This is a genomic window from Pedobacter aquae (genome assembly GCF_008195825.1).
Classification (GTDB): Bacteria; Bacteroidota; Bacteroidia; order Sphingobacteriales; family Sphingobacteriaceae; genus Pseudopedobacter; species Pseudopedobacter aquae.
In genome coordinates this window covers 793,541-813,283 of the sequence record NZ_CP043329.1, presented here as the reverse complement: position 1 = coordinate 813,283, position 19,743 = coordinate 793,541, and the positions used below count along the sequence as shown (strand labels likewise).

At 35.4% G+C, this 19,743-nt stretch carries 13 protein-coding genes; 4 read left to right on the top strand and 9 right to left on the bottom strand.

The window, feature by feature from the left end; translation table 11 throughout:
* Positions 1 to 160: 160 nt before the first annotated feature.
* The gene (locus FYC62_RS03690) at positions 161 to 844 is read right to left on the bottom strand and encodes a DUF3826 domain-containing protein (protein WP_149073964.1); all 684 of its coding nucleotides are present in this window, start codon (positions 842 to 844) and stop codon (positions 161 to 163) included.
* 185 nt (positions 845 to 1,029) lie between these two features.
* On the opposite strand from FYC62_RS03690, the gene FYC62_RS03685 reads away from it, so the two are divergent.
* The gene (locus FYC62_RS03685; protein WP_149073963.1) at positions 1,030 to 1,905 is read left to right on the top strand and encodes an AraC family transcriptional regulator; all 876 of its coding nucleotides are present in this window, start codon (positions 1,030 to 1,032) and stop codon (positions 1,903 to 1,905) included.
* Positions 1,906 to 1,908: 3 nt separating this feature from the next.
* On the opposite strand, the gene FYC62_RS03680 is transcribed toward FYC62_RS03685, so the two are convergent.
* The 5 genes from FYC62_RS03680 to FYC62_RS03660 form a co-directional block, all read right to left on the bottom strand.
* Positions 1,909 to 5,445 (bottom strand): malectin domain-containing carbohydrate-binding protein, encoded by a 3,537-nt coding sequence (locus FYC62_RS03680; RefSeq protein WP_149073962.1) that lies wholly within the window; start codon positions 5,443 to 5,445, stop codon positions 1,909 to 1,911.
* 18 nt (positions 5,446 to 5,463) lie between these two features.
* Positions 5,464 to 8,262, bottom strand: coding sequence for a glycoside hydrolase family 95 protein (locus tag FYC62_RS03675; protein ID WP_149073961.1), 2,799 nt, complete (start codon positions 8,260 to 8,262; stop codon positions 5,464 to 5,466).
* 135 nt (positions 8,263 to 8,397) lie between these two features.
* Complete coding sequence (locus tag FYC62_RS03670; protein ID WP_039453553.1) at positions 8,398 to 9,960, bottom strand: glycoside hydrolase family 28 protein; 1,563 nt, start codon at positions 9,958 to 9,960, stop codon at positions 8,398 to 8,400.
* A gap of 26 nt (positions 9,961 to 9,986) precedes the next feature.
* Positions 9,987 to 11,528, bottom strand: a complete 1,542-nt coding sequence (locus tag FYC62_RS03665) for an MGH1-like glycoside hydrolase domain-containing protein (protein ID WP_149073960.1) — start codon at positions 11,526 to 11,528, stop codon at positions 9,987 to 9,989.
* A gap of 5 nt (positions 11,529 to 11,533) precedes the next feature.
* Positions 11,534 to 14,263: an alpha-d-galacturonidase gene (locus FYC62_RS03660; RefSeq protein WP_149073959.1), complete on the bottom strand. Its 2,730-nt coding sequence runs from the start codon at positions 14,261 to 14,263 to the stop codon at positions 11,534 to 11,536.
* 267 nt (positions 14,264 to 14,530) lie between these two features.
* Between FYC62_RS03660 and FYC62_RS03655 the strand changes: the two genes are divergently transcribed.
* From FYC62_RS03655 to FYC62_RS03645, 3 genes are all read left to right on the top strand, one after another.
* Complete coding sequence (locus tag FYC62_RS03655) at positions 14,531 to 15,349, top strand: BRO-N domain-containing protein (protein ID WP_149073958.1); 819 nt, start codon at positions 14,531 to 14,533, stop codon at positions 15,347 to 15,349.
* Positions 15,350 to 15,410: 61 nt separating this feature from the next.
* Positions 15,411 to 15,731 (top strand): bleomycin resistance protein, encoded by a 321-nt coding sequence (locus tag FYC62_RS03650; RefSeq protein WP_240534804.1) that lies wholly within the window; start codon positions 15,411 to 15,413, stop codon positions 15,729 to 15,731.
* A gap of 177 nt (positions 15,732 to 15,908) precedes the next feature.
* Positions 15,909 to 16,790, top strand: coding sequence for an SPFH domain-containing protein (locus FYC62_RS03645; RefSeq protein WP_149073956.1), 882 nt, complete (start codon positions 15,909 to 15,911; stop codon positions 16,788 to 16,790).
* A 52-nt stretch (positions 16,791 to 16,842) separates the two neighbouring features.
* Here the strand turns inward: FYC62_RS03645 and FYC62_RS03640 are convergent, their stop codons facing one another.
* The 3 genes from FYC62_RS03640 to FYC62_RS03630 are packed head-to-tail and all read right to left on the bottom strand — an operon-like array spanning position 16,843 to position 19,734.
* Positions 16,843 to 17,580: a (Fe-S)-binding protein gene (locus tag FYC62_RS03640; protein WP_149073955.1), complete on the bottom strand. Its 738-nt coding sequence runs from the start codon at positions 17,578 to 17,580 to the stop codon at positions 16,843 to 16,845.
* 57 nt (positions 17,581 to 17,637) lie between these two features.
* Positions 17,638 to 18,966, bottom strand: coding sequence for an MFS transporter (locus FYC62_RS03635; RefSeq protein WP_149073954.1), 1,329 nt, complete (start codon positions 18,964 to 18,966; stop codon positions 17,638 to 17,640).
* Positions 18,967 to 19,020: 54 nt separating this feature from the next.
* A complete protein-coding gene (locus FYC62_RS03630) occupies positions 19,021 to 19,734 on the bottom strand; it encodes a head GIN domain-containing protein (RefSeq protein WP_168199371.1) in 714 nt (237 codons plus the stop codon).
* Between the last annotated feature and the right edge of the window lie 9 nt (positions 19,735 to 19,743).

Genomic DNA, 19,743 nt, shown 5'->3' with positions numbered 1-19,743 from the left:
TTATACAGGATTATATACCGATTAGTTATAGCTTATAATCTTCAAATACGTTTATGATAATTTAGGTTATAAAATATTGGTTACAACATTTATATATCAAATATAAGAGGCAAAAACGCTGCTTTTGTATAGCATTTTTTCAAAATATTGTAGCATTTTATCATCCCTTATTTTTCTTTTCTTTTGCTTCTTTTATACGTTGCTCCCACTCTTGCCCAGCTTTCTTCATATCTATACCTTGGGCAGAAAGATAATTATTGATTTTACCTTTGTATTTCCCAAACCAAGCATGTTTCTTTTCTGATGATGGTGCGTCCATAGCATGCTCACGAGCCTCGGTTAAAAAAGCTTTTATTTGTGCTTTTTGCGATTCATTCAAATTTGGTAACATTTCATGATAACCTTTAAGTGTTATGGGCAAAACACCGTAAGTCATACCATCTTTTACCTGCTCTATTTGCGTTGTATTAAGCTCTTTCTCTAAATTTTTAATGTAATTCTTATGGATTTTAGCAAGCTTTTGATCTGCTTTTTCTTGATAAGCTTTCGATTGTTTTTCTAGCTCAACTTTATTGTCTTTTAAATTGGCTTTGAGTTTTTTGTTAGTCGCATCTCTATCTTCGTGATGCTCATTTATTATTGAATATTGATTTGCAATAATTGATGTTACTCTCTTATATTGAGTAGAATCCGTGATACCTAACTGCGCTACAATTTTTTCGGCTCTTTTGGTAATAACCTGCTGATAAGCTTCCTTATCTTGTTTACTATTTTGTGCATTTGCAGTATTAAGACCAATAGAGATAAGGAAAATAAAAAATAATGTTTGAGAGATAAACTTCATCTTCTGTATGGATAAAAAATATAATTGGCTACCTATTCTGGTATGATACAAAGTACATCAATAATAAAAAGTGATTAATGCTTATTTTTATCAATTTTTTATAGGATGTTGTCATTTAAAATTGCTATTTTTACTTTTATTAATCACAATAAAGTATAAACCTATTTCAATTAATAATTTCGTTTATGAAACCTTTATTCAGGAAAGTATCTATAGAAATAGAAAGCTCTTTCAATATTAAGCACCATATCATGCCCAATTACGGCAATGTATGGCATTACCATCCAGAGCTTGAATTACATTATAATATTGCTGGCGAAGGTGTACGCTTTATTGGTGATAATATCAGCAATTTTATACCGGGTGAGATTATTTTATTGGGCGAAAATTTACCTCATGCATGGAGATGCAATGAGGCTTACTATCAAAATAATACAGATTTAAATATTGAAGGTATTGTAATGCAGTTTTTACCAGACTGCTTGGGTAAAACCTTACTTACCTTACCAGAAACTTATCAGCTTTTAAAGCTTTATGAAAAAGCTAAAAGTGGTATGATTATTAAAGGAAAAGCTAGAGATAAAGTTGCTGATTTAATGCGCAATACCGCACAAGCCGAAGGTTTAGATAAAATTATTCTACTCCTTTCTATCTTAAAAGTATTAGCAGAAACACATGAATATGAACCTATTGTAAACGGACAAGGTTCTTTCTATCAATCTAACGAATCTGACACAATACGATTAAATAAAGTATTTAATTACACCCACAGTAATTATAAAAAGGATATTACTTTAGAGGAAATTGCTTCCATCAGTAATTTAAGTGTAACCTCTTTTTGTAGGTATTTTAAACTCATGACCAAGAAAACTTATTACGATTTCTTGATTGAGATTAGAATTAGCCATGCCTGCCGCTTATTGGTAGAAAATAAACTCCCAACAGAAGTTATTTGCTTTGATTGCGGTTTTAACAATGTATCTAATTTCTACAGGCATTTTAAAAAAGTAACGGGTATGACTCCGTTAGATTACAAAAAGAAATACTTAGATAGAAGTTAACGCTTATTGTACATCTAAAGCGTCTAAACTTATACCAACTGCCTCTTTTGCTGTAATAATCACCTGATAAGAACCAGCGTTTATCATGGTACCGGTTGTGGTGCTGAAATAGCTCCACTTACCTTCTTTGCTAGGCTCTAAATCAAACAATTCTGCTGTTTTCATTAAAGTACCATCTGCAGCAAAAACACTAATAATGGCTTGTTTAACTTCTTTAAAAGGGTTATGATATTTTATCGTTAATGAATAAACATCTGCTACACCAACTTTAATATCAAACTTAACCTGTGCATTATTTTCTTTAAATATTAGCCTTTCTTGATTCATCAATTGGTGTTTTTCTACACCTTTATCTAGCGATGTAAGCGCTGCTTTGTAAGAAGTATTCTTCTTTAAATCGAAAGCTGGTTGTAAGTTATTTTCTGGCATAAAAGCGACAAAAACTCCTTTTTCTTGCTTAAAATCGTTAATAGAAAACAATTCATCTTCGGCTAATTTCTTTTTGTAAACACGATATTGCGCCCCGCTACTGTTGGTGATAAAGGCTTGGGTATCTTCAAAATCTTTTATCCAAAGTGGTAAGGTTGAAGACTGCTTAATGCCTATATAAAAATCGAGTTTTTGTTTAGCCTTGAAGCTTAATGCATCCAATACTTTTCCTGAGTTTTTTAACCAATGTGCACCATACAATACAACAGGTAAGCTCACAAAAGTTTCATCACTTTGGGTAAATTGCTGCTGACCAATATCTAACCAGCTAGCTTCTTCAAAACTATCGCCTTTAACATTTAATTCTTTAATGAGAGAAGCCTTTGCAGTTACAGGCTTTACATCCTGATTCAAGCTCGCTACAGCGATAGCAGAAATTAAAGCTTGGCCTGCTTTTACTTCTGGGAAGTGTATTTTAAGCAAACCGCCTTTTACCTGTACTTTAATAGATTTTTTTAAAGCACCATCATGTCCGCTTTCTTTCCAGATGTCTAAATCGTTTATCACAACTTCATCATTTACAGCAACATCAAACAACCTAAAGCCTGTACAATCTATCCCTCCGCCTGTACCTAGCCAAGGTTCAGTAAAATAAAGCTCTACCAAATACTCGCCATCTGGTACTGGAAAATGATAGCTTAACTCGTCCCTTCCATACCTAAAATCCTGAAAAAGAGCCCAATCTTTTGTGCCTCTTATGGGGTCAAAGGTTCTACGCTGACTAGCAAAGAAAGTCGGTTGCAAAGAAAAATCTGCTGCCCAGGATATTGAACCCCAAGTATTTTTATCTTGTAATGACCTATCTGCCATCCAAGTTTGTCCGTTTTCATCCTGATAATCTGGGCCACCACAATTTACCCTATATAAGTAATTATAAGCTTTCGCTGATGCTGTTATATTTTGAGCACCTTCATATAAAAGATTGAAATTTGGTGCTTTAGGTAAATTTTGTAAAACAATGGTATCCCGGGCAACGGCTTTTCCGTTAACATAAGCAATAGCATAAAGGATATTGTACTTAATCATCACTCCATCCCAACGGAAATGTGTACCTATACCATTTTTCTTTCTTCTGCCTAAAGAAGATGCATTTAAATCATTAAAAAGTTCTACTTCATCGCAATTAGAATATATTCTGATGTTGTTTTTTACACCAGGGCTCGTCCACCTTTGTGGCCAAGTATGCGAGGCAATGTAAACCATTGGCTCTTTATCTTTGGGCGCAAAATTAGACCTAAACATATAATAAGCATCCAAAGGCTCTTCCCAAGGTGTTAATAAGCCTTTATAATTTACCGGCCCAATTCTATCTAACTCTCTTAAACCTTCGCCACCTTGTACCCTACCCGGGTTATCATGCGATGTCCATAACCAGAAATAATGCCCAGTCACTTCATTTTTTACAGAATCTGCCAGTCTTACTTTAGTTTCCATCAACTCGGTAAAACGGTCTTCGTTATAATCGCTCACATTGGGCAAATGCGGACCTTCGCTATGGTAATCTAATGTTCGCCATGCGCCATACTCCCCTACCAAAATCTGTCTTTTTAAATCCTCGCCATAGTTTAGCGGATTGCCACCATAAGTACCTGTCCAGTTTTGGGGTACATCCCAATCTGTACCGCTACCGCCATTACAAGTGGTTATTTTTCTTTGCGATGATGCTGTTGGGTCTAAAGAACGTATCAGTTCTGAACATTCTTTAGCAAAATCTTCGGGTAAAGTACTCTCGTTTTCTAAACCCCAAAGCACAACAGAAGGGCTGTTTCTTCGTTCTTTCACCCAATCTTTCAGTAGATTTTTAAAATTGGTTCTAAAAGCCTCATTATCAAACCAAATATGCGCAGCCATTTGTGTCCAAGATAATATGCCTAGTTTATCCCAATAGGTTTGATACAAAAGGTTATGTGGCTGATGAGCATCGCGGAAAGCGTTAAAACCAGCCCCCTTCATTTGTAAAACCCTAGACCGTATTTGCTCATCGCTAAAAGCATGACTATTGCCTATTAAATGTTCATATTCTGCAATTCCGTTGATAAAAACAGATTTCCCGTTTAACAAAAACTGTTTAGAAAGTCGGGCATCTTCGCCTATAGGCCAGCTAATCCAACGGATGCCGTATGGTGTTGTTAGCTCGTCGGTAAGTTTCTTATTTCTAATGATTTTGGTTTGTAATTGATACAAATACGGATTTTCTAAAGACCATAACCGCGGGTTCTGAATAGTAGTTTCTTGTTTGGCTATTTTAGTAGCTTGAGGTTCTAAAACCACCTGTTGACGTAAAGTAAAAACCACTTTACCCTCATGATTTTTAAATTCTTGCAGTACTAAAACATCTTCTTTCTTGGCGCTGTAATTTTTAAGTTCGGTATTGATGAAAAGTTTTACCGCTTTCGCTGATATTTGTTTATCGTTCCAGATATGTACACCAAAAGGTTCTATTCTTACCGCATCGGTAACTACTAAATGTACAGGTCTAAAAATCCCCATAGGCTGCGAACCTTCAGAAAAACCACGTTCTGTAGAGCATCCACCATCTACCCAAGGTAAATCACGAATTTCTGCGGGGTGGTCTGCTCTTACAGCTAAAATATTTTCATCGCCATTGAGTTTGATAACTGCAGATACATCCAAAGTAAAAGTTGTTCTTCCGCCAGCATGGTAACCTACTTTTTTACCATTTAACCAAACCGTAGCATAAGAACCTACACCTTCAAAATATAAAAAATAACGCTTATTCTTTTGTTGTTGATTGATTTTAAAGCTTTTACGATACCAAGCATAACCATGTCTGTTGCCGTGTAGCATACGCCTATAACCATGATATTTATCCCAATTGTGCGGAACTTGAACTTTTTCCCAAGCGTGGTCTTTGAAATCAGGATTTTCAAATCCGTTATATTTCTTAGGGTTATAATCATCTGCAACTGAACGCCAATTGCTATTTAAAGAAATACTTATACGAGGCTCTTGCGCTTTTAAAACCGAGCTCATTAGCGGTAAAAAGACAACTAAAAATAATGTATAACCTTTCAGGATGTTTTTTATCATGATTTAGAAATCAGAAAATTATAATGGCTTTAAATCTTGATTTAATGTGTAAGTTCTACCTATTTCTGTATGGATAGTCATTTGTGCATTTCCGTATTTGAGTACACAAGGTTGCCCAGCTTTAGATAAAACCTTAACTTCTTTAAGTTTACCATTTGCCCAGCTAAAACTAAGCTCGAAACCACCACGGGCACAAATGCCTTTAACTTCTCCGCTAGACCAAGCTGCTGGTAAAGCAGGCAATAAATCGATGTAATTTAACTGACTTTGCACTAACATTTCTGCAATACCAGCAGCACCTCCAAAATTGCCATCAATTTGAAATGGCGGATGCGCATCAAATAAATTTACATAAGCACCACCACCTTTTTCTGCTGGCTTAATGAGCATTTTAAGCATTTTTAAACTATGCTCAGCATCCTTAAATCTAGCCCAGAAATTAATTTTCCAAGCTAAACTCCAGCCTGTACCTTCATCGCCACGGTAAATTAAAGATTGTTTAGCGGCTTTCATTAAATCTGGTGTTTCATCGTAATTGATTTCATTTCCGGGATGCACAGCCCATAAATGCGAAACATGACGGTGTTTATTTTGCGGGTCGTCTATATCTTGCAACCACTCTTGTAACTGCCCATGCTTACCAATTTGGTTAGGTGCTATTTGCAGATATTTTTGCTTTAAAGTATCTCTAAAATCTGTATCAATACCCAAAACATCAGCGGCAGCTATACAACTTTTAAATAAATTTCTGATGATTTGATGATCCATAGTTGGACCAGCAACTAAGCCCCCATTCTCGGGCGAATTTGATGGCGTACTGATGAGCCACCCCGTTTTTGGATCTTTTACCAATACATCAACATAAAACTGAGCAGCACTTTTCATTAAAGGATAGGCTTTATTTTTCAGAAATTCTTTATCCTGTGTAAACAAATAATGCTCGTATAAATGACTGCTCACCCAGCCAGAACCACCTTGCCAAATACCATGGTTTGATGCGTTTATGGGTGCTGTTCCTCGCCATAAATCTGTATTATGGTGTAAAACCCAGCCTCTTGCGCCATAATATTTTTGTGCAGTTTCTGTACCTCTAAAAGCCAATTCCTCAACCATTTTAAAAAATGCTTGATGCGTTGCCGATAAATTAAGGACTTCTGCTGGCCAATAATTCATCTCAGCATTGATATTGGTGGTGTATTTACTTCCCCATGGTGGCGATAGTAAATCGTTCCAAATACCTTGTAAGTTAGCAGGTTGTGTACCCGGTCTAGAGCTAGCAATTAATAAATACCTTCCGTATTGTACGTAAAGTGCTGCTAAATCTGCGTCTTTGCCTTCTTCAAATTTGTCTATCCTTACATCGGTGGGTAAATAGCTCAAATCTTGTTGCCCGAGTTTTATAGAAAACGCTTTGTAATAGCTTTGATATTCTTTAAGGTGAGAGGATAAAATATCTTGATAAGATTTTGTTTTTAGCCTCTGCATAGCTTGCTGGCATAGTAACTGAGGATTTCCTCCTACATTTTCATAGTTCTGAAAATTACTAGCTGCAACCAAATACAAAACTACTTCGCTAGCATTACTGATGATAAGTTTACCATTTTTTTGATTGATAATACCATCTTTAACTGTTGCTTTTAACCAACTTTCGCCATGTAAAGCACCATGTTTTACCTTTACTTTTAGAGCTATGGTTTGGTTATCTACCTTACTTAAGCTAAAATTCTGATGTACTGATGCTAATACAGCCTCGAGATTTAAACTCTTAGCTTTATTAGCGCTTAGCCTCATAACTACTGCTTGGTCTGGCTGCGAAGCAAAATATTCTCTTTTGAAATCTACTCCGTTAACGGTATAGCTGGTAGTGCTAATTGCGGTTTCTAAATCTAAAGTCCTTCTATAGTTTTGATACTTTTCATGCCCTTTAAAACGCAAGTATATATCGCCGAAAGGCTGATAAGCTGCCTGAAATTGTGCTACTTCTGGCGGATTATCATCTTGAACAAAATATTTCCAATTGCCATTTAAAGAAATGCCTTCTTTTATACTTTGCCCTTCTGGATAAATGCCAATATGCCTTGAAGTATCTTTAAAACCAGCAATTCCGCCTTTATCGTAATAATTGAGTACTTGTACGGCAATAGTGTTTTTACCAACTTTTAATAAACCTGCCGGGATCCTGTATTTTCTAGCTCCATCCCCTTCTGTGCTTCCAATTAATTTACCGTTGATGTAGGTTAAATCGTAATTTCTGATTCTGTTTAAATCTAAAACTAGTTTCTTATTGACAATATTTTCTGGTACTGTAAAAGTTGTTCTAAACCATAAAGCGCCATCTAAACCTTCTAATCCGGCAGATTCCCAACCTTCATAAGTAGGAACTGGAAAAGTTTTCCATTGACTATCGTTAAAATTTACCTCAGCAAAAGATTTTTGAGTGCTTACAGCTTTTGTCCAACTAGCTTTATCTCCCTCTTTACTTTTTAAGCCCATAAAATGCTGGGCAGCCAAATCCTCAGCTTCTTTTTGTTTACCATCGGCCAAAAGCTGTCTTATTTTAGGCAAATAAGCCGCTGCACCTTCTCGGTTATAATTACGTGGTTGGCCAGTCCATAATGTTTCTTCGTTAAATTGGATATGGTCTTCTGTAACGCCAGCAAATATCATAGCGCCTAGCCTACCGTTACCAATAGGCAAAGCATCTGTCCATTTTGCAGCAGCTTGCTTGTACCAAAGTTGCTGGCTTTGCTGGGCATAAGCAACCTGACTAGCCATCATCCCCAATAAAAAACAATATTTTAATATTACATTTTTCATGAATTGCATTTTGAGGCTATCTTAAACCATAAACCATTTCTAACGTAGTCAAAACATGCTCTCTTTGATATACTCAGAAAGGGCTTCGACTCCGCTCAGCCTGACACAAAATCGGGGTTTAAAACAACTAAATAATTAATCGGCAACAACATCAATCTTTACCTCTTTTTCTTTTAATACTGGCGTTACAACATGCTTTAACAAGTTGTTTTTAACGGTAATATCTTTGGTTAACTCGCCTTTTAATCTTAAGAAAATATCAGTTCCTTTTACAGGATAAGAATTGTAAAGAAAAGCGTCTTCTACATTCATGAAATCAATTAAAGGAACACCTTTTATAGGACTGTAAGATTTAACATCATCAATAACTAAATCTTTTACGTTTTCTGCAACTATGGCAGAGCCCATTTTGGTATTTACTTGCACATTATGGAAAGAAATACGATTTGCATTTTTAATCTTAAAGCCACTTTTTGCATCAATATTAATATCATTAAAACTGATATTTTCTATAGGCATTTCTTCTAAACCATTCAAATATGCAGCTTGATTTACCTGAGCGGTGATATTACTAAAATGTATATTTCTAAATGCCGGAGTTCTTTCTGAAATAGGCTCTACATCTGTTTTTGCGTATTGCATATCTAAAACAATAGCTTGGTCTCGGATATTTTTCATGATGATATTATCCACCCTGATTTCTTCTACCACGCCACCTCTACCACGAGCGGTTTTAATACGCAAGCCTCTATCTGTACCATCAAAAACACAATTAGAAATGGTGATTTTCTTAACACCGCCAGACATTTCGCTACCTATAACCACACCACCATGACCACGCAACATGGTACAATTGGTAATGGTATAATTTTCGGCCGGTACATTTAATTTTCGGCCCGAGCGGTCTTTACCAGATTTTATCGTTATACAATCATCACCAACGCTAATATGGCAATTAGAAATATGTACATTATTGCAAGATTCTGGGTTAATACCGTCTGTATTTGGTGAAGGTGGATTTTCTATTGTAACGCCATCAATAGTAACGTTTTCACAAAATTGTGGGTTAACCGTCCAAAATGGAGAGTTTACAATAGTAATATCCTTAATTTGCACATTTTTGCAATACATAAATTGTATAAAAGGCGGACGTAAAAATCCTCTTTCTATCCAGCCCGGTAAATCCGGAGCTAAAACATCTTTATTTAACCTTTTAAACTCTTTTTGCCATTTAGAATCTTCTGTTAATTTCTTTACATGAACTTCAGAAAAAGCCCACCATTTTTTACCATGTCCATCTATTTTTCCTCTGCCAACAATGGCAATATTTTCTAATTCATAACCATAAAAAAATGGCGAGAAATTGGTAACCTCTGTACCTTCCCATCTAGATTTTACCATCGGCAAATAATCATCAAAATTATCGCTAAAATGAAGCTCAGCACCAGCATCAATAAAAATGGTAATGTTACTTTTTAAGTGAATAGGGCCTGTTAAATATTTCCCAGCAGGAAAATAAACCGTACCACCGCCAGCTTTTGAGGCCGCTGCTATAGCTTTGCTTATAGCTTGTGTGGCTAGCTTGCTACTGTCGTTTTTTGCACCATATTTTACAACATTATAGAAGTTTTGCGAGTAAGCATTTAAGCAAAGACTTAAGCAGCAAATAAAACTTATGCTTTTAATAATCTTGAACATGTGATATTGATGAAAATTTGTGAGATTTATAAATTAACTTTTAAAGTTTGCAATTTTTTAGATTGAGCTATAAGTTTACCATCAGCAAAAAGCATTAAACCTTTTCCTTTTTGATAGCGCTCCCCGGTTTTATCCCAAATAATGGTGAGTATTTTACCTTTATAAGGCACCTGACTTAATTGAAACCAATCTGCTTTACCTTTCGGGATTAAGGGTTTAATAATAATTGAGTTATTTAGCTGTGGCTTTAAGCCTATTAAATCCTGAATAACCAAATCCATAAAGGTAGAGTGGTTATAAAATTTACTTCTCGGATGATCTCCTTTTAGCCATTCGCCATTACTTTCATCCTGATACTCGCCAATGTAAGGCTTACCGTACATTTGCTGAGACCAAGCATATTTATGCAGCTCATCATAAAAAACAGAAGCATTCATTTTACCTTTTTTGCTGTAATCATTCAATAAATTAGATAAACTACGTAAAGTTTGCGAGGTAGCAAAAGGCCAAACAGCACCATCCCACTCGCAGCCATGACCGCTTCCGCGAGTTCTAAAAGTAGGCTCTCTACGCTCGGCAGTTGTTAAGCCCCATTTAGCCTTGAAACCAACAGTATCTAATAACTGACTCCAAGCTGTGGCGTATTCCTTTTTATCGGCAGGCAAGTTAAAATACCAAGGAATAAAACCTATGGCTTCTCTGGCGCCATTTAAAGTATCTCCTTTAGCCATTCTGGTTTTAAAAAATTTCTCTTTGGCATCCCATAAAGAATCCAGAACCAATTGCTTTAAAACAGCTGCTCTGCTAGTATATTTTTGCTTTAATGCTGGGTTATTAACTTCTTGTGCTAATAAAGCTAAAGCCTTGGCATTACCATACATATAGCTGTTAATGGTTGGGCGCATATTCTCGTCTTTTCTGCTTCCGCTAACAGATTCTTCCATGCCATCTTTAACATCATGCTGCCAAAACATACCGTTTTTAAGCTTACGCTCTTGCTCCCATTTTTCATAATCGGCATCTAAAGCAGGTAGTATTTTTTGCAGATATGCCTTATCAGGATGAACCATGTATTGTGCTAAAACAGCATCATCTACCCAACTGCTAAACTGATGGAAACGTGGTTTTGATTGTCCTTTATCAGCATCATACAACCAAAAATTAAGATATTGCTTCATGTATTCTTGATTTTTTAACCACCTACCTTCGTAGATATGATGACCTAAAGCACAACTGATAGATTGATGCTTTCCGGCATGTTTTACAGGTTCTATAAACTCGGTAAAGATGTAGCCATCAGGCGTTTGTTTCAGATGTTTTCTAAAAGACCACCAACGGAAATAATACTTCTCTTCTATCTCTTTATCAGGAAAATCTAACAAAGGAATATTCTCATTCAACCAGTTATAAGCATCGGCATTAGGCACCAGATTTTTTACCGCTTCGTTATCATCGGTATTAAATTGCTTAACGTATTGATTTAATTTTTGGCTAAGATTTACCTGCTGCGCTAAAACCGAAGTTTTAGCACATAAGATTATTAAAAAGCTATACAATAATTTCTTCATGGGTTTTACAATTTAACATCAGTTGGTGCGTAATGACCAAAAAGCCAATCTATATCTCTGCCATTGCCATTTAAGCCTGCATCAAAAATTTTAATTTTCTGATTTGCATCTATAAAACCTAAAACTAAGGCTTTTCCTTTAGCTAAACTTAAGGTATTTTTTCCGGCAGGGAAAGTATAAGCATGTACATTTATAGCCGGATAATTTTCTATAATGATAGCATTAGAAAGTTTACTTTCTGCTTGTCCGTAATTGTTAGCACTAGCATCAGTCTCTAACTCTGGCGTTGGTGAGAACTGAGCATCCTTTTTATTAAAAAATCCTACCAAAACGGTTACAGGTTTAACATTGGTAAAGGTAATTTGCGTACCATTTTTTATTTGTGCTTCCGCTGATAATTGTAAAGCGTTTAAACCAACAAGTTCTGGTGTTAAAGCTTTTATTTGCAAATCTTCATCGGTGAAAGCCTTAGCTTGCTCTTTTACAGTATAGTACAATTGCTTGTCTTGAAATTTAACTACCGCATTTTCATAAGCCTTAAAGGCGATATTACTGGCTGTTTTGGTACTTTTTAAAGAATCTATACTATGCTTAAAATTCTTCAATTCGGTTTCAAAAACAGGCAATACTTCTTTCCAATGGATAAAAGTTTTATCAACACCACGCATAGGTATTTTACGCTGCTTGGTTTGCATGCTGTTGGCGTATAAATAATGATTTTCTGTTAGTCTGACCAATTTCTGATAATGCTGAACGCTACTTTCTAAGAATGGTAATGCTTGGTCTAAATCTTTAACATCGTTAGAATATTTGAATTTCAAAATCCATAATGCTGCGGTTACTTTATCGGCATAGAAGTTTGCCATAGCATCGTAGCAATACATATCGTTAAGCAATCTATCAAACTCATCCTGATTTGCCTTTACACCAGTTTTTGCTTTTTCTATTGCGGCAATAGCTTTTCTACCATGCTCAACCACTTCTTTAGCAACTTGAACAGGCGTTTCGCCTATATGACCTTGTTTTTTCCACTCTTTCTCGGCATAGTCAATAATCATCTCGCCTTCGGGCGCTTCAGACTCGTACATCAAAGTAAAAACTCCGTAACGGAAAGGATTTATAAATTGTGTGGTAAGCATCCCTAAAGTAAGCGTTTGCCTATTTCCATCGGTAATACCAAAACGTCTTAATAATTTAGGAGAAATCTCTCCTGATTCTTCGTAAGCATCTAAAATATATTTACCCGTTTCTTGATTTGCACCGTATTTTGCGCCTAACTCTTTAGACCAATAGGCAATTTCTGCTGAACGCTCTCTTTTAGAATCCCATGCGTATCTGGCCCAGGCTTTATACCAAATCCAATCGCGGTCCAACTGCATCAATCTATTTGGTGCTTTATCGGCTGTATAAGGCCAATCCCAATAAGATGCTTGCGGGTAAAGATGCAAGGCATTAGCCTCATAAACATGGTGCATAGCCTGTACAGATTTTTGAATAAAATCTGCCGAGCCATATCTAAAAGGCTCTAGATTAGCTAAAATATGTACATTTTGAACATGTACGGTTCCTATTCTGCTCAAACTACGGTGTAAATCGGCCCATTTACCACGTGGCGTATAAGTTGTTAAAGCCTCGCCATTGTATTTAGCCATGGTATATAAATTTTTATACAATGGTAAAGCTGCTTTCATAACCGCAGGCGCATCACTATCATGTGCTCTTAATACAATAGGTGGCTCGGTTTTACTTCCTAGCGCTTTTAAACCATCTTGTACACCGGGGATAATGGTTTTTGTGAACCAATCAATATCATCTTGCCCTACGCCTTCCATAGCCTCGCCCAAAGTAACCAATAAACCTACGTTAGGATATTTTTGTACAAAAGCAGCAATAGATTTCTGCGTATAATCTGCAATAATTGGGATGATTGGGCGGTTTCTATCCTGAGTTTTTAATCCGTGTTTTTCTGCAAAAGGTTTTGGTATCAAGATGTTATAAAACATCTGAATAACCCAAATCCCACGTTTATCGGCCTCCTCGGTTAAAAATTTAAATATCTCTTCGTTCTTTTTAAACGTAGCTTCATCAACTTCTAAAGCGTAAGGATATTCTTTTAGCTTTACTAAAGAAGAAAAAGGATGTCCGTTCCATAAATACAAAGAGTTATAACGGTTAGCCAGCATCATATCTAAGTAGGCTATCCACTGTTGCTTATCGTAAAACCAAGGAAAAGTTTCTGGAGTGTATGGATATTCATAAACATCACGACCAGGCAGATAATCTGGCTTTTGTAAACCTATTGCCGTACCACGCAAAACCATTTCTGGCTTATCTTTAATTTGTAGATTTTGAGGCAATTTACCCTGCGCTTTAACTTGTTCTGTTAAAGTGGTAAAAGCGTATAAAATTCCAGAATCATCTCCACCAGCTATGTTGATGTTTCCTTTCGCATCAGAAACAATCGCATAACTTTCTTTACCATTTGTTTTTTGATTGGTTAAGGTGATATTTTTCACCCTTGTATTGGGCTTATTGTTCTTAGCAATTTGCGCTTGGTAATTTAATTGATTAAGCTGTTTTACTAACTGTGTAGCACCAAACACTACTCTTACGTTAGCTTGTGCGGGTATCACAACATTAATTTTTTCTTTGGCTGTTTTGGCTATCGCCGAGTTGAGCAGTAAAGAAAACATCATACAAACAGTGTATCCTGTAAATCTGAGAATGAACTTCATATATAATTTAGGTTTGCAGATTTTTATAAAAACCTTAACAACAATTGCTATTAAGCATATTAAATTCAAAAATAGGTTATTAAAAGGCTTATTCTTTGTAGTTTTTTCTCTAAGAATTATAGCATCTTATCTCTGTAACAGGAAGGTTATTGAAGTAAGCTCAGCTTTACTAAAAATTTTATTTTCAATAGTATCTTTTTATGGTTGGGTTTTATTTTTTGTAATATTGATTTAAACTTACATTAAAAAATATTTGAAAAAATATCTATGGAAAATTCAATAGCTGTGTTTGAGAGTAAACAAATCAGAAGACATTACGATGAAGAAAAAGAAACTTGGTATTTTTCTTTAGTTGATATAGTTGCCGCACTTACAGATTCTTTAAACCCTACCGACTATTTAAAAAAGATGAGGAAACGTGATCATGAACTTAATCTGTACATAGGGACAAATTGTCCCCAGGTAGCAATGTTAACTAATGGAAAAAATCGTAAAACATTAGCTGGAGATACCGAAAATATATTTCGACTCATCCAATCCATCCCCTCTCCCAAAGCAGAACCATTTAGACAATGGTTGGCCAAAGTAGGATATGAACGTTTACAAGAAATACAAGACCCTAGTCTTAGTATGGATAGAGCTCGAGAAAATTGGCAGAAGATGGGACGAAGCGAAAAATGGATTCAGCAACGTATGACTGGTCAAGAAACTCGTAATAAGCTAACAGATTATTGGAAAGAAAATGGCATCAGTAAACAAGACGAGTTTGCACTCCTTACAAATATTATACACCAAGAATGGACTGGCCTAACGGTAAAAAAACATAAAGAGCTTAAAAACTTGAAATCGCAAAACCTAAGAGATCATATGAGCGAAGCAGAGTTACTTTTTACTGCTTTAGCAGAGCTCTCAACTCGTCAAATAGCTGAGGTAGAGCAAGCAGAAGGATTAAAAGAAAATGCCTTAGCTAGTAAAAAGGGTGGTAAAATTGCAAAAAATGCTCGTAAAGCATTAGAGGCTAAAACTGGGAAAAGTATAATTACTGGAGATAATTTTCTTCCTCCTAAAAAAGAAAATAAAAATTAAACTTATCTTATCATCATATAATTATTTATCTATGTTAACATCCACCTGCCCCAAACTCCCTATGCGTAATAAAACTATAACGCTAGAGTATTATGTAAATAAACTTGGTTTTAAAGTATCTGGAGATTATGGTGATTATCTTATAGTTGCTAAAGACCAGATTGAACTACATTTTTTTGAGTTTAAAGATTTAGATCCTAAAAACAATTACGGTCAGGTTTACATCAGATTGAAAGCTATTGATGAAATCTATCAAGGCTTTATCACACATGGAGTAGAAATACATCCTAATGGACCTTTAGAAACCAAACCTTGGAGACAAAAAGAATTTGCCTTGTTAGACCCTGATTTTAACTTGTTAACTTTTGGTGAAGAAGCTTAAAAATTCATTAGAATTTATTATGATTTTTAAAAGCAGCTACCCAACATATTACATTTGTTAAGTACAGATAGTTAGTCAAATCAGTTACCATAAAAAGAATTAAAAAAATAATCGGCTATAATTGTAATAAAAACAAGAATTTGGAATCTCAATATCATACTCAGTAATTAAACTCATATGAACAAAACCCTTAAACTCTTTCTCATCGCAATAGCAGTTGCTATGGTAAGTATCTTCATCTACAGTGTTACAAAAGCTATGCTTGGCAATTACATGATTAACAACCCTATCAACGGCATTTTCATACTTTTAGGTGTTTCATTAGCCATTTATGCTTTTGTAAAAGGCGCTAAATACGTTTGGACTTTATGTGCCATAGCTGTTTTATTCACTGTGCAAAGCTGTAATTATGCAAAATCAAACCAGCAAGTAGTTGTTTCTGATGATTGCGGTATGAGCTGGAAAAAAATTAACGCCGGCGATGCTGTACCCAAAGGTGGCTTAAACGCTTGTTACATGAAGGTTGTAATTCCTAACTACCCTATGCAAGGCGAGAGTAAATTTATTTCTAACCTTAAAGACAGGGTTAGAGCCAACGTTCACATTGATTATGATTACTCTATTACTGAACCTCTAGCATTTATAAAACAAGCTAAGCATATTGGCAGAGCAAACGCTAATGCGGATGATCCAGATGCTATTAATGAAAAAGCTTTTGAAAGTGCAGAAAATATGGTGATTGATAAAAGAATTAAAGATGTTGCAAAATCTGTTTTTATCAATGAAGATATTGTTGAATTAGACCAATCAGAAATTGAATCTCATCTATTAAATAAAAGTAATAAAATACTAGAGCCGCTTGGCGTTAGACTAAATTTTATTACCCTAACTTTTGATTTAGATGAGCAAACCAGACAAGCAATAGACGTTTCTACGGCTATGAAAATTTATGAAAGTAAAGGTTTGCAAGACCTTGGTAAACAAGTGATGTCTCAAAGAGCTGGTGCAACTAAAATTGTTGTGGAAAATAAAATAGAAAGCCCTCAAGTAAAAGAATAAATACGATTTCTTAAGGGAGGTTAGAAAACCATCCCTTAAGAAATTTTATAGTTTATAAAGAAGCATCTTCCATCCAACCGGTAGTTAAAACATCTGCTAAATGCATGGTTTTAATGGGTAATTGATGCGCATCTATATAAGCTTGTAATTGCAATAAGCAAGAAGCATCTGTAGAAACAATATACTCTGCCCCGGTTTCTAAAGCGTTTTGCACTTTTTGATCCGCCATAGCCGATGAAATATCAGGAAATTTAACAGAGAAAGTACCACCAAAACCACAGCAAGTTTCATTATCTTTCATCTCTACCAGCTCTAAACCATGTACTTTGGCTAGCAACAAGCGTGGTTCTTCTTTAATTTTACATTCTCTTAATGCGCTACAAGAATCATGATAAACAACTTTAGCTTCTAGCTCGGCACCAAAATAATCTCTCTTTGCGATGTTTACTAAAAAGTCTGATAACTCAAAAATATGGCTTTGTATGGTTCTGCATTTATTATGAATAGCGGTATTGAAAAACAAGTTATTATAAGCGTTTTTCACCATCCCGGTGCAAGAAGCAGAAGGAGAAACGATATAATTTTGTTCAGAAAAATCATTTAAAAATTTACTTCCTACTTCTTTAGCTTCATCCCAAAAACCTGCGTTATATGCCGGCTGCCCACAGCAAGTTTGTTCTGGATTATAAATTACCTTACAACCTGCTTTTTCTAAAAGTTTTACGGTATTATGTGCTGTTTCTGCATAAAGCTGATCAACAAAGCAAGGTATAAATAGTTCTACGTTCATTTGTGGGCGTTAAAAGCTCAAAAGTAAAGGATATAAGTTAAAAAGCGTTAGGCAATTTTAAATTGCCTGAATACTAGCCTGATTTTTATGCTTCTTTTGTGAGTTTAAAACTGTAAAAAGCACCCATAAACCTACAGTAAAGAAAGACGCTAAAGCCAAAGTTGAATTTCGCATGCTACCTGTAAGTTCTTCTATCAATCCGAAACTAAATAAACCAGCTACTATGGCCAGCTTCTCTGTAACATCGTAAAAACTAAAAAAGGAAGCCGTATCTGGTGTATTTTCTGGAATAAACTTAGAAAACGTAGAGCGTGATAAGGATTGTATACCCCCCATAAACAAACCTACAACAGCCGCTAAAGCAAAAAATTCTATCTGATTTGTAATATGATATGCTGCAATACAAACCAATATCCAAATACTTACCACAAAAATAAGTACTTGTATATTGCCAAAGCGTTTAGATAGTTTAGACATTAAAATGGCTCCTATAATGGCTACCAACTGAATAATTAAGATGGTGATGATGAGCTTCTCTGTACCTAAATGCAATACCTTCTCGCCAAAATTTGCAGCTACCAACATAATGGTTTGCACACCCATAGCATAGAAAAAGAAGGCTAGTAAATAGCATTTTAACACTGCCATTTGACTCACCTGTTTCCAAACTTTTAATAATTCCTGAAAACCACTATGTATCTTGGCTTTGTCTACTTTATTAAAATTGGGGCTTCCTTTAGGTAAAACCCTAAAAGAGATATGCGCAAAGCTTATCCACCAGATACCTACCAAAAGAAAAGATAAACGAGCAGGAAAAGTAGCATCTGTAATACCAAAAAGATCAGGCATTAATACAAAAACAAAACATATAATTTGTAAAATAACACTACCAACATAACCATAGGCAAAACCCTTGGCACTTACAGCATCTTGTTTTTCTTTACTGGCAATTTCTGGTAAATAAGAATTTATGAATACAATTCCGCCGCAATAGCCTATAGCTGCAAGGGCAAATAAAATAACGCCAAGTTCTAATGTATCAGACTTAAAAAAGTATAAACCTGCACAAGATAAAGCTCCTAACCAAGTAAATAATCGTAAGAAAACCTTTTTGTTACCACGATAATCGGCAGTAGCGGTTAAAAAAGGGGTGATTATAGCAATAATTAAATAAGCTACAGCTAAAGCGTAATTAGATAAAGCCGTGTTTACAAACTCTAAACCAAAGAAAGAAACTTTATCTGTTGTGCCTGTTGCTGTTTTTGTAGTGGTTATAGCCGTATAATAAGCCGGAAAAATAGTTGATGTTATAACCAGATTATAAGAAGAATTTGCCCAATCGAACATAGCCCATGAACGAATGGTTTTTTTATTGTCTTTAAACATTGGGCTTAAAATTATAGAAATATTTTATAATTCTAACACGGCAATTTCCCAAGCTTAATTTGCTTGCGTGATGCTTGCAGCACCACTTTCATCTCTCTTAATGGTTTTTGGATTTCCTTTATAAACAATATTGCTTTGCCCTGATGATTTTACCTCTAAACTATTTAAAACATTTATTTGCGCATCACTAGCACCGCTACTTTCCAACCTATAATCACTAACTACAAAATCAAATGCTTTAATGGTGCTAGAACCGCTGGTTTCTATAAAATGCTGTCGGCTTTGCCCTTTTAAACTTATTTCTGCCGCTCCAGATGTTTTGGTGGTTAATCTTGCCGCTTCTAAAACTAAAGCTACATCTGTTGCACCGCTTAAATCTAATTCAAAATCTTGAGCTACAATTTTACTTTCTCCTATCACTTCTACCGCACCGGATGCTTTAATAGCATTCCAAGTTTTAGAAGATAAACTTATGGCAACCGGACCACCATCGCATATATCTTCATCCAATACTATGGTTAATACATCGCCAGATATTTTTTGCTTTACATGAGGGATAATATTGTCATCAGCCATGATACTCATAGCGCTAGAATCTGATTGGAATATCAACACCTTAAAATCGCCCGATATTTCTAATTTAGAAAAATCGCCAATACTTCTTTGTTCAACAATTTGCTCTCCGGAACCGGTAATACAGCCAGAACCTCCGCAAGAGGATAATACAGTTATGAATAATGCTAATGTGTAAAAAATATAGTTTCTCATGTTTTTCGT